The sequence below is a fragment of the Candidatus Symbiothrix dinenymphae genome, from assembly GCF_001431085.1.
Map to the genome: position 1 here is coordinate 1 of NZ_BBRU01000242.1, position 600 is coordinate 600.

Consider the following 600-nt stretch of genomic DNA (forward strand, 5'->3'; position numbering starts at 1 on the left):
AGTGCGCCCCCCGCGGGCGGGGGGGCCACCAAAAAAAAAAAAAATAGGCCAAATTGCGGCGGGGCGATTTCCCTACGCGCCAAAAAAGAGCCTCCCGCCGTTCCATCAACACACGTCCCCAGCGGTCGGGCGACGAATCCAGGAAAACGCCAAAATTGCTTTTCCCTTCTCGCAGATAGTGTCGCCCGAAATAAATACCCAAGTCAGGGTCAATCTCTTGAGCCAAAGGCGATTGCAACCATTGACGGTCGTACTCAAAAGAAAAAATCTCTTTCCCGCGCACAAACAGCGAAAACAATGTGCCGATGAATTGAGGTGCCTCCAAGCCGTCCCAATCCGCATATACCACTATCTCTTTTGCCTCATTCATGACTTTTCGCTTGTTTTTTTAGGTGCCTGTTTTTTAGGTGCCCTTTTTTTGACCAATAACTCTGCATCTTGCAATTTACGTCCCAAAACATCGTCAGATGCCATTGTAGCGATGTTTTTTTCCAAGCCCAACACAAACAGGACTTGTGCATAATAGCCGAACGACACGCTTGGCTCGCCTTTTTCAATCTGCCAAAGGGTGGAGCGGCAAATGCCTGCACGCCCGGCAAT

General features: G+C 49.8%; 1 protein-coding gene and 1 pseudogene. Both read right to left on the minus strand.

What is annotated here, in order from left to right:
- Positions 1–370, minus strand: a pseudogene (locus ASC50_RS03310) (HipA N-terminal domain-containing protein); the annotation flags it as partial.
- On the minus strand, positions 367–600 hold a 234-nt coding region (locus tag ASC50_RS03315), incomplete at its 5' end, for a helix-turn-helix domain-containing protein (protein ID WP_056928706.1). The gene ASC50_RS03315 and the pseudogene ASC50_RS03310, both read right to left, overlap by 4 nt.